The following is a 10,741-nucleotide window of genomic DNA, read 5'->3' on the forward strand; positions in this document are numbered from 1 at the left end:
CTGGTCCTCCCCGTTTCCCCGTTGCCGGCATCCCCCGCCGGCATCCGCCATGCTCGCCACGGGTGAGGGGGAAAATCAAATCGCTTGGGGGCTACGCCTGTCCCGTGGCCGGGAGGCGGTGGATGTTTCGGGCTGTGCCTGTGACGCCGGAGAGGAAGCCCTGGGCGCGGGGGGAGGCGGTGTCGGTGAGCCAGCTGGGGTCGATGTCGCAGACCGCGACGCGGACGCCGGTGCCGGCCAGGGCCAGCGGGAGGGTGTGGACGACCGTCGACGGGAAGCTGAGGACGGTACGGCCGATCGGGCCGCGCCGGGCGATCAGCTCCAGCGGGAGGTCGGGGCGGACGACCTCCAGGCCGGTCTCGGTGGCCAGCCGGTGCAGTTTGGCGGCGCTCTCGCGGCGGTGGGCGAAGTAGCGGGTGGCGCCGTGGGCCGCGGCCAGGTCGCGGACGGCCGTCAGGTAGCGGTCGCCGTCGACGACGCCGGTCTCCACCAGGGATGTGCCGACCAGGTCCGCGCCCCGGGTGAGCCGGGGCGGGCCGAAGCGGGCGCGGGTCCAGGCGAAGTCGTTGGCGGTGACGGCGACACCGTCCGGGGCCTCGGTCACCGGCATGGAGGAGAACACCTCGACTCGGCGGCGCCCGCCGGGGGTGAGCCGGCGGCGGGCGGAGGACGACACGGGCGCGAAGAGCAGGTCCCGGGCGCCGGGACGGCCGCCCTTGCGGTGCCAGCGGACCAGCCGCTCCCCGCGGGCGAGCTGGGCGACGAACTCCATCGTCGCGGTGCCGTCGTCCACGACCACGAGGTCGCGGGCGCGGGTGATGGTCAGCAGGAGCTGGACGTAGCGGGAGAAGGGGTCGCCCATCACGATCCGCTCGGCGCGGCGCAGCGGGCCGGCGAGGCCGCCGATGGTGTGGAAGGGGGCGGTGGTGCCGCCCCGCGCCTCCTCCCAGCGCACCCGGTACCCCTCGTCCCGGGCCAGGTCGGCCATGCGGCGCAGCTGGCCCCGGGTCATGGGGTCGGTCGGGGACAGGACGACGAGGGTGAGCTGCGCGCCGGCCGGGCCCGGCCGGTCCCGCCCGGCGGCGCCGTGCGGGCCGTGGGCGTGGGCCCACTCCAGTACGTTCAGCAGCTGTACCGGGCTCTCCACGAAGGCGAGCGTCTGGGCGGGGTGGCCGGTGCGACCGGCGCGGGGGCTCATCGTGCGTACGACCGTCCCGTCGTAGGGCAGTAAGGCGGTCAGGGCGGTCAGACCGAGACCGGCTCGCCCGCGGCCGCGGCGATCTCCGCCTCGGCGACGGCGCCGGCGACGCGGCGCAGCTTCTTCATGGGGCCCAGCTCGGAGTCGTAGACCTTCTTGACGCCGTCGCCGAGGGAGGCCTCGATGGTGCGGATGTCGCGGACCAGGCGGGTCAGGCCCTGCGGCTCGACGGAGGCGGCCTGGTCGGAGCCCCACATGGCGCGGTCCAGGGTGATGTGGCGCTCGACGAAGGCGGCGCCGAGGGCGACGGCGGCCAGCGTGGTCTGGAGGCCGGTCTCGTGGCCGGAGTAGCCGATCGGGACGTTCGGGTACTCCTTCTCCAGCGTGTTGATCACGCGGAGGTTCAGCTCCTCGGCCTTGGCCGGGTAGGTGGAGGTGGCGTGGCAGAGAAGGATGTTGTCCGAGCCGAGGACCTCGACCGCGTGGCGGATCTGCCTCGGGGTGGACATGCCGGTGGAGAGGATGACGGTGCGGCCGGTGGCGCGCAGGGCGCGCAGCAGCTCGTCGTCGGTCAGGGAGGCGCTGGCCACCTTGTGGGCGGGGACGTCGAACTTCTCCAGGAAGGCGACGGCCTCGGTGTCCCACGGGGAGGCGAACCAGGCGATCCCCTTCTCCTTGCAGTACTCGTCGATCCGGCGGTACTCGTCCTCGCCGAACTCCACGCGGTGGCGGTAGTCGATGTAGGTCATCCGCCCCCAGGGGGTGTCGCGCTCGATGTCCCACTGGTCGCGCGGGGTGCAGATCTCCGGGGTGCGCTTCTGGAACTTCACGGCGTCGCAGCCGGCCTCGGCGGCCACGTCGATCAGCTTGAGGGCGTTCTCCAGCTCACCGTTGTGGTTGATGCCGATCTCACCGGTGATGTAGACGGGGCGGCCGGGGCCGGCCTCGCGGGAACCGAAGGTGCGCATACGGGAGTTGGTGCTCATCAGGGTGTTCCTTACTTGGGGAGGGAATCGAGAGAGGGGCCGAGGATCCAGCTGGCGATCTCCCGGATCGCGCCGTCACCGCCGGGAACGGTGGTGACCGCGCGTGCGGCGCCGCGTACGACGTCGTGGGCGCTCGCGACCGCCACGGGCCAGCCGACGAGGGCGAAGCACGGGAGGTCGTTGACGTCGTTGCCGACGTAGAGCACGCGCTCCGGCGCGATGCCCTGCTCCTCGCACCACTGCTTCAGCGCGAGGTCCTTGCGGTCGATGCCGTGCAGCACGGGGATGCGCAGCTTGCGTGCGCGGGCGGCGACGACCGGGTTCTGTTCCGTGGACAGGATCAGCATCCGCAGCCCGCTCCTGCGGAGGGCGGCGACGCCGAGGCCGTCGCCGCGGTGCACGGCGACGAACTCCCGTCCGTCGGAGTCGATCAGCACCCGGTCGTCGGTCTGGGTGCCGTCGAAGTCGAGTACGACCGCGTCGATGTCGTCGGCGGTCGGCAGCGCGCCGGGCCGGTCCGCGTCGAACAGCGGGGCGAGGGCGCGGGCGCGGGCCAGGTCGTGCGGGTCGTCGATCTCCAGCACCCGGGCCGGGTCGGTGCGGACCAGCTCGGTGCGGCCGAAGAAGCGGTGCCGGTGCTCGCGGAAACCGGCCACGTCCATCGCGTAGGCGGCGCCGGTCTCCAGCAGGTCCTGGGGGCGGTCCTGGCGGCGGGGGCGGAAGGACTTGTCGTGGTTGACGCCGTGGCCGCCGGCGGCTGCCGCGCCGGCCCCGTCGCCCTCGCCGGCCCCGTCACCGTCGCCGTCGCGCCAGACGAAGCCGTGGAAGGGGGCGACGGTGACCGCGGTGTCGGCGCCGTCCTCGGCGACGGCGGCGGCCACGCCGTCGATGTCCTCACGGACCAGGAAGGGGCTGGTGCACTGCACCAGGAGCACCACGTCGACGGGGGCACCGTGCAGTGCCTCGTGGGTGTCCACGGCGTGCAGGACGGCGGCCTCGGAGGTGGCCGTGTCGCCGGCGATGGCGGCGGGCCGCAGCACCACCTCGGCGCCGGCCTCGCGGGCCGCGGTGGCGATGGCCCGGTCGTCGGTGGAGACGACGACGTCGGTGACCAGCCGGGCCGCCCGGCACTCGCGCACCGCGCGCGCCACCAGCGGGACACCGCCGACGGGGGCGAGGTTCTTCGCGGGGACGCCCTTGGAGCCGCCGCGCGCGGGGATCACCGCGAGCACCCGGCGGACCGGGGTTCCCGGGCCCGCTTCCGAGTGGGACATGGGGTCTACTCCTTGGGAAGAGGTCACAGCTCGCCCATCCGCCGGATCACCGGGGCGACCCGCTGGACGCCGTGCCGGTAGGCGCCGCGCGCCGCCCGGCGCACGATCTGCCGGACGGGTCCGGGCGCCCTGTCGGCGGCGGGCGCGCCGGGCAGCGGGGCGCCGTCGGGGCCGAGGTGGTGGCGGGCGAGGATGCCCGGCAGGTAGCCGGGCGCGGTCTCGGGGGTGTAGTAGGGGTTCAGCGGGGGCAGCCGGCCCGAGCGGTCCAGCAGCTCGGCGATGCGCGCGCGGGCCGCGTCGAACGCGGTGGCGTACGACTCCTCGCCGGCGGCGACGCCCTGCCGGGCCACCCATTCCTCGTCCGGCACCGGCAGGTGCCCGGCGTCGAGCTGGTTCCAGGAGGCGAGGCAGCCGGAGCCGGTGAAGTGGTGGTTGCCGAGCGCCTCGCGCACCCCGAGGTCGGTGAGGACGGCCGTCGGCACCCGGCGGTGCAGGGCCTCCAGAGCGGCCGTGGAGCTGACCGTGACCAGCAGGTCGGTACGGTCCAGCACGTCCCCCATGTGCCCGTACACCAGGCGCAGGTTGGCGGGCAGGTCGATGCCCTGGGCCAGCTTCTGGTACGGCACTTCCTCGATGTGGGTGGTGTGTTCGCCGGGCCGGGAGCGCAGTTTGAGCAGCACCTCGCGGTCCGGGTGCCTGCGGGCGTGCCCGATGAGCCGGTCGAGCAGGTAGGCGCGGTCCCGGCGGTTGTCCGGGACGGACGGCTGAGCGGCGAACACGACGGTGCGGGGCTCGCCCCCGCCGGTGTGCGGGGCGCCGCCGAGGAAGGGCAGCGCGACCTCCGTGATGGCCGAGGCGTCCGCCCCGACCCCCTCGTACACGGCCCGGAACCGCTCCGCGTCGTGGCGGGAGTTGGCGAGGACGAGGTCCGCGCCGTGCCGCAGCAGCAGCCCGTCGGCGAGCTTCTCGTAGACGACACCGACGTACCCGGTGACGACGACGGGCCGCCTCCCGGCGCCCCAGGCGTTCCTCAGCCCGTGCAGTACGGCCTGCACGCCGCCGCCGACCAGGGCGAGGACGAGGACGTCGTACGGCTCGCCCGGGTCCTCGGTCATCGCCCGCAGGAACTCGACGGCGGTGACCTCGCGGAGGGAGTCCGCGGGGACGCCGATCTCGGTCAGCTGGCGGGCGGTCGGGGTGGCGCGCCCTCGCAGGAGGTAGCCGTCGAGCCGGACCTCGGCAGCCGGCGGAGCGAGCCGGCGCGCGGTGAGCGCGCCCCACTTCCACCGGGTGTCGGAGTCCGCGAGAACGGCGACCCGGAGTGACTTCGTTGCACTTGCTGGCACACCGAAGACGCTAGGAAGCCATTTCGAGGTCCCGCCCAACCCGAGTGCAACAAACGGTTAACAGCACATCGCCGAATGGGGAACCGGGCCGCCGTCCGGCACGGAAAAGGCCTGGTTCACAGGTTCGCCATGCGCCGTTCACCGGGTGTCAAGCGGACGGTCAAGACGAATGACGGGCCGCGCCCTAACGTCCCTGACGTGGTCAAGCTCTCCGTCATCGTGCCGTTCTACAACGTGCGGCAATACGCGCCCGACACGCTCAGAAGCCTGAAGGCGAATGCGCGTGAGGACTTCGAATTCATTCTCGTCGACGACTGCTCCCGCGACGGGACACCAGAGATCCTCGCGCACGCGGAGCGCGAGCTGCCGGGCGCGGTCCTGGTCCGGCACGAGCGGAACGGAGGGCTGGCGACCGCGCGCAACACCGGTATCGACCGGGCGCGCGGCGAGTACCTGACATTCCTGGACGGCGACGACTGGCTCGCCGCCGGCTACCTCGACCGGCTGGTCACCGCCATCGAGGAACTGGGGTGCGACTTCCTGCGCACCGACCACGTGCAGTGCACCGGCCGGTCGCGCAGCGTGCACCGGGTGCCGGTGGGCCGGCGGAACACGGTGCTGGACCCGCGCGCGGCGATCCTGCCCGCCGACCGCTCCACGTCGGTGGACTACGCCTTCGCCTGGGCGGGCGTCTACCACCGCCGGCTCGTGGACAAGGGGCTGCTGCACTTCACCGACGGGCTGCGCACCGCCGAGGACCGGCCGTGGATCTGGAAGCTGCACCGGGAGGCGGAGTCGTTCGCCGCGGTCGGCCTGCTCGGCGTGTTCTACCGGCGCGGGGTCGCCTCGTCGCTCACCCAGATCGGTGACGTCCGGCAGCTCGACTTCATCCGCGCCTTCGACCAGGTCGTCGCCGAGACCGCGGCCGACCGGGAGGCCGGCACGCTGCTGCCGAAGGCCGTTCGCACCTACTGCGCGATCATCTCCCATCACCTGGGATCCATCGAGAGGTTCGAGCCCGTGGTGGCCAAGCAACTCAAGTCCCTGAGCGCCGCCGCCCTGCGGCGCATGCCGCAGGACGTGCTCGACGAGGCACTGGACTCCATGGACCTCCAGCGCGCCACCCGGTTGCGCCGGCTGCGCCGCCGCCCCACCCCCGCGGGAGCCGCCGCGTGACCACCCAGATCTTCCAGGCGTCGACGCTGTACGGCACGGCCACGCTCGCCGCCGCCCTCGACTCCGGCTGCTTCCGCCCGGCCGACCGGCGCATACTCCTGGTCTGCAACAACGCGGCCACACCCGAGACCTCCCCCGCCCTGGACGAGATGCCGGGGTTCGAGGTGCTGCGCGACCGGTTCGACGACGTGGTGTCGTACAACGCGGCGATCTTCCCGTTCCACCCGGGCGGCTGGTCCCCCCGCGGGGACGACCTGCCGCTGTGGGAGCGCTACCTGCGCCACGAGTGGCGGCTCGGCACCGACGACGTCGAGCTGGCGGTCGAGTCGATCCAGGTCAACCCGTCGCTGGCGCTCGCGCAGATCTTCACCGGCGCCCCGGTCACCGTCTACGCCGACGGCCTGATGAGCTACGGCCCCACCCGTAACAAGATCGACCCGCTGGTCGGCACCCGGGTGGACCGCGTCCTGCACCTGGACCTGGTGCCGGGCCTGGCGCCGCTGCTGCTCACCGAGTTCGGCGTGCCCGGCGCGATCGTGCCGTCGCCCGCCTTCACCAAGGTCCTCGCCGCCCTGGCCGCCTCCGGCGAGGGGCTGCCGGAGATCGCGGAGCCCGCGCTGCTGCTCGGCCAGTACCTGTCCGCGCTGGACATCCTCACCGCCGAGCAGGAGGAGGACCTGCACGTGCGGATGGTGCGGGGCGTGGCCGCGCTCGGACACCGCAGAGTGGTGTTCAAGCCGCACCCGTCCGCCCCGGCCCGCTTCACCCGCTCGCTGGAGGCGGAGGCGGAGCGGCTGGAGGTGGAGCTGACCGTCCTGGACACTCCGGTGCTCGCGGAGGTGCTGTACCAACGGATGCGTCCCGCGCTGGTCGTCGGCTGCTTCTCCACCGCCCTGCTCACGGCCTCCGCGCTGTACGGCCTGCCCGTCGCCCGACTGGGCACCGAGCTGCTGCTGGAGCGACTGACGCCGTACGAGAACAGCAACCGCGTGCCGGTGACCGTCGTGGACGCGCTGCTGCCCGACCTGACCGACCGGGCGGCCGTCGCCGCGCAGCGCCGGGGCACGGACGTGGCGACGCTGGGCGCGCTGGTGCGCGCGGTGGGCTTCGCGATGCAGCCGAAGATCCTGCCGGGGCTGCGCGCGGAGACGGAGAGCTGGCTGGGCCGGAACCTGGACGAGCGGACGCTGCGCTATTTCAAGCGCAGGCGGCTGACCGCGCTCGCCCTGCCCGGCGGGGTGCCCGCGCAGCTGGCGTTCATTCCGCGCAATGCGACGGTCCGCCGGGTGGCGCGCAAAGCGCGCAGTCTGCGCCGGACCGTACGGCGCTGAATACGACGCTCGATTCCGTCCGCCCGCGAATCGAACGGTAAGGAAAGAAGAAGAACGGGTTGACGGACGGGGGTGGCCGGGTGAACGGTGCCCGCGCGGCGGAAATACCGCTCGACGTGCCACGGAAATTCACATGAATATCCGAGCGAGGCAACGTTTGTTCGGGAAGATACCGAGCATCATGCCTCCTTCGCCCACCACGCTCACCGACGCTCCGCCGGTGCCCGGGACGGCTCCCGCCCCGCCCGTCCCCGGCCGCCGCCAGGACCGCGGCCGCCTGCTCGCCCTGGACGGCCTGCGGCTCGTGGCCGCCCTGATGGTCTGCCTGTACCACTACGCCGGCCGCGGCGGCCCGGTCTCGGCGTCCTGGCACCAGAGCCCGGACCACGTCTTCCCGACCCTGTCCCGGGCGGCGGCCTACGGCTGCCTGGGCGTGCAGTTCTTCTTCGTCATCAGCGGCTTCGTCATCTGCATGAGCAGCTGGGGACGCACCCTCGGCGACTTCTTCCGCTCCCGCGTCTCGCGTCTCTACCCCGCCTACTGGGTCGCCCTCGTCCTGGTCACCGCGGCGGCCTTCGTCCTGCCCGTCGTGGTCCACCCGGTGCGCACGGACGAGTTCCTCGTGAACCTGACGATGCTCCAGCAGCCGATGGGCGTCACCCGCGTCCTCGGCGTGTGCTGGACGCTCTGGGTCGAGGTGCGGTTCTACGCGCTGTTCGCCCTCTTCGTCGTCGTACGCGGCGTCACCTACCGGCGGGTCGTGGTGTTCTGCTGCCTGTGGACGCTGGCGGCGGCGGTCAGCCGGACCTCCGGCAACGCGCTCACGGACCAGTTGCTCGTGCCGGAGTACGCCCCCTTCTTCGTCGGCGGCCTGGCCCTCTACCTGATCCATCGCTTCGGCAGCGACCTGCTGCTGTGGGGCATCGTCGCGGTGTCCTGGCTGCTCGGGCAGAGCACCGCCACCAGTGGCCTGTGGCACCCCGGCGCGCACGGCGGCCTCCACCGGGACCCGCACGTCATCCTGGGCATCGTCACCCTCGCCTTCGCGGCGGTGGCCGCCGTGGCACTGGGCTGGACGCGCTGGGCCTCCTGGCCCTGGCTGGTCACGGCGGGCGCGCTGACCTACCCGTTCTACCTGGTGCACGAGCACCTGGGCTGGTTCGTCATCCGGGTGCTGCACCGGGGACTGGGCCTGCCGCCGTGGCCGACGCTCGCCGTGACCGTGCTCGGCATGCTGCTGCTGGCGTGGCTGATCCACCGGTGGGTGGAGAAACCTTTCGGTCCCCGTCTCAGGAGGGCGTTGAAGAAAGCCGGGGCACCGACGTCCACCCGGGAACCCGCCGCCCCGGCGTCCGGCGGACCTGGCCGCTGACCACGCGTCCGGGACCGCCCGACCCGTCTGGGACCACCGGGGCCCCCGGACCACCGGGATCCCCAGGAGGGTTCGGGACCGCCAGGACCCCTGGGGCCGCCCGGACCCCTGGGGCCGCCCGGACCACGGAACCCCCAGGACGGTCCGGGACGACCGGGTGCGCCGGGACAGTCCGGGGCCACGGGACCGATCGGGACCGCCGTGCTCGTCCGACTCAGAAGGTGTCGGGGGGTGTGTGGCTGCCCCAGACCTGGCGGAGCGCCCCGCACACCTCGCCGACCGTCGCCCGGCCGCGCAGCGCCTCCCGCATCGGGTACAGCACGTTGTCCTCCCCCTCGGCCGCCTTCTTCAGCGCGTCCAGTGCCGAGTCCACCGCCCGCCGGTCCCGCCCGGCCCGCAGCGTGGCCAGCCGTTCGGCCTGCCGCGCCTCGATCGCCGGGTCGACCCGCAGCGGCTCGTACGGCTCCTCCTCGTCCAGCCGGAAGCGGTTGACGCCGACGACGACCCGCTCGCCTGACTCGGTCTCCCGGGCGATGCGGTACGCGTTCCGTTCGATCTCGGCCTTCTGGAAACCCCGCTCGATCGCCGCCTCCGCGCCGCCCATGTCCTCCACCCGCCGCATCAGGTCCAGGGCGGCCTCCTCGATGTCGTCCGTCATCCGCTCGACCGCGTAGGAGCCGGCGAAGGGGTCCACCGTCGCCGTCACGTCCGTCTCGTGGGCGAGCACCTGCTGCGTCCGCAGCGCCAGCCGGGCGCTGCGCTCGGTAGGCAGGGCGAGCGCCTCGTCGTAGGAGTTGGTGTGCAGGGACTGGGTGCCGCCGAGGATCGCGGCCAGGGCCTGGACGGTGACGCGGGCCAGGTTCACCTCCGGCTGCTGGGCCGTCAGCTGCACCCCGGCGGTCTGCGTGTGGAAGCGGAGCATCAGCGACTTCGGGTTCCGGGCGCCGAAGTCGTCCCTCATCACCCGCGCCCAGATCCGCCGCGCCGCGCGGAACTTGGCGACCTCCTCCAGCAGGGTCGTGCGGGCCACGAAGAAGAAGGACAGGCGGGGCGCGAAGCCGTCGACGTCCATACCCGCCGCGATCGCCGTGCGGACGTACTCGATGCCGTCGGCGAGGGTGAAGGCGATCTCCTGGACGGGGCTCGCGCCCGCCTCGGCCATGTGGTAGCCGGAGATCGAGATGGTGTTCCACCTCGGGATCTCGGCGGCGCAGTACCGGAAGATGTCCGCCGTCAGCCTCAGCGAGGGCCGGGGCGGGAAGATGTAGGTGCCCCGCGCGATGTACTCCTTCAGCACGTCGTTCTGCACGGTGCCGGTCAGCCTGTCCGCCGGGACGCCCTGCTCCTCGGCCACCAGCTGGTAGAGGAGCAGCAGCAGCGCGGCGGGCGCGTTGATCGTCATGGACGTCGAGACGCGGTCCAGCGGGATGCCGTCGAACAGTGCCCGCATGTCCTCGACCGAGTCGATGGCGACGCCGACCCGGCCGACCTCGCCGTGCGCGAGGGGCGCGTCGGAGTCGTGGCCCATCTGGGTGGGCAGGTCGAAGGCGACGGAGAGACCGGTGGTGCCGTGGGCGATCAGCCGGCGGTAGCGGGCGTTGGACTCCGCGGCCGTGCCGAAGCCCGCGTACTGGCGCACGGTCCAGGGACGGCCGGTGTACATGGTCGGGTACACGCCGCGGGTGAAGGGATAGGCGCCCGGGACGCCCAGTTTCCCGTCGGGGTCCCAGCCGGTCAGCTCGGCCGGCCCGTAGACCGGCTGGATCGGCAGGCCCGACTCCGACTCACGCGCCATGATGCCTCCGCGGTACGACCACTACCCCTCACCATGCACCGTGGTCCGGCGCCGGTCACGCGGGGAGCGTCGTGGGAGTGGGGCGAGGAGGGGCCGGCGGGGGCCGGGAGGGTGAGGAGGTTGCGGGGCGGGGGGGGGGGGGGGGGGGGGGGGGGGGGCCCCCCCCCCCGCCCCGCGGCGCCCCCCGGGGGGGGGGGGCCCCCCGCCCCCCCGCCCCGCACCCCACACCCAAACCACCAAAAGAAAACAAAGACACGCAAAAA

The 10,741-nt window shown here is 73.1% G+C and carries 8 protein-coding genes; 3 read left to right on the top strand and 5 right to left on the bottom strand.

Going from position 1 to position 10,741, the window contains the following annotated elements:
- Window positions 1-91: 91 nt before the first annotated feature.
- From ACIQVT_RS11405 to ACIQVT_RS11420, 4 genes are read right to left on the bottom strand one after another with little or no spacing between them, the layout of a single operon-like run.
- Window positions 92-1,198, bottom strand: coding sequence for a hypothetical protein (locus ACIQVT_RS11405; RefSeq protein WP_403750780.1), 1,107 nt, complete (start codon window positions 1,196-1,198; stop codon window positions 92-94).
- A 47-nt stretch (window positions 1,199-1,245) separates the two neighbouring features.
- Window positions 1,246-2,184 (bottom strand): N-acetylneuraminate synthase family protein, encoded by a 939-nt coding sequence (locus ACIQVT_RS11410; protein WP_403750782.1) that lies wholly within the window; start codon window positions 2,182-2,184, stop codon window positions 1,246-1,248.
- Between the two features lie 11 nt (window positions 2,185-2,195).
- Window positions 2,196-3,458, bottom strand: a complete 1,263-nt coding sequence (locus ACIQVT_RS11415; protein ID WP_403750784.1) for a cytidylyltransferase domain-containing protein — start codon at window positions 3,456-3,458, stop codon at window positions 2,196-2,198.
- A 23-nt stretch (window positions 3,459-3,481) separates the two neighbouring features.
- Complete coding sequence (locus ACIQVT_RS11420) at window positions 3,482-4,804, bottom strand: DUF6716 putative glycosyltransferase (RefSeq protein ID WP_403750786.1); 1,323 nt, start codon at window positions 4,802-4,804, stop codon at window positions 3,482-3,484.
- Window positions 4,805-5,002: 198 nt separating this feature from the next.
- Here ACIQVT_RS11420 and ACIQVT_RS11425 point away from each other — a divergent pair, with 198 nt between their 5' ends.
- The 3 genes from ACIQVT_RS11425 to ACIQVT_RS11435 all read left to right on the top strand — a co-directional run bounded on the left by ACIQVT_RS11425 (window position 5,003) and on the right by ACIQVT_RS11435 (window position 8,683).
- Entirely contained in the window at window positions 5,003-5,980 is a 978-nt protein-coding gene (locus ACIQVT_RS11425) for a glycosyltransferase family 2 protein (protein WP_403750788.1), read from the top strand.
- A complete protein-coding gene (locus ACIQVT_RS11430) occupies window positions 5,977-7,311 on the top strand; it encodes a polysialyltransferase family glycosyltransferase (RefSeq protein ID WP_403750790.1) in 1,335 nt (444 codons plus the stop codon). The genes ACIQVT_RS11425 and ACIQVT_RS11430 overlap by 4 nt, the downstream gene beginning before the upstream one ends.
- A 181-nt stretch (window positions 7,312-7,492) precedes the next feature.
- A complete protein-coding gene (locus ACIQVT_RS11435; protein WP_403750792.1) occupies window positions 7,493-8,683 on the top strand; it encodes an acyltransferase family protein in 1,191 nt (396 codons plus the stop codon).
- Between the two features lie 214 nt (window positions 8,684-8,897).
- On the opposite strand, the gene ACIQVT_RS11440 is transcribed toward ACIQVT_RS11435, so the two are convergent.
- A complete protein-coding gene (locus ACIQVT_RS11440; RefSeq protein WP_403750794.1) occupies window positions 8,898-10,478 on the bottom strand; it encodes a methylmalonyl-CoA mutase in 1,581 nt (526 codons plus the stop codon).
- Between the last annotated feature and the right edge of the window lie 263 nt (window positions 10,479-10,741).

The sequence above is a fragment of the Streptomyces sp. NPDC100445 genome (assembly GCF_044759735.1).
In the GTDB taxonomy this organism is placed as follows: domain Bacteria; phylum Actinomycetota; class Actinomycetes; order Streptomycetales; family Streptomycetaceae; genus Streptomyces.

What these genes read in the sequence shown, in the direction of transcription:
- ACIQVT_RS11405 (WP_403750780.1), bottom strand. Translation starts at nt 1,198, where the DNA reads ATGAGCCCCCGCGCCGGTCGCACCGGCCACCCCGCCCAGACGCTCGCC.
- ACIQVT_RS11410 (WP_403750782.1), bottom strand. Translation starts at nt 2,184, where the DNA reads ATGAGCACCAACTCCCGTATGCGCACCTTCGGTTCCCGCGAGGCCGGC.
- ACIQVT_RS11415 (WP_403750784.1), bottom strand. Translation starts at nt 3,458, where the DNA reads ATGTCCCACTCGGAAGCGGGCCCGGGAACCCCGGTCCGCCGGGTGCTC.
- ACIQVT_RS11435 (WP_403750792.1), top strand. Translation starts at nt 7,493, where the DNA reads ATGCCTCCTTCGCCCACCACGCTCACCGACGCTCCGCCGGTGCCCGGG.
- ACIQVT_RS11440 (WP_403750794.1), bottom strand. Translation starts at nt 10,478, where the DNA reads ATGGCGCGTGAGTCGGAGTCGGGCCTGCCGATCCAGCCGGTCTACGGG.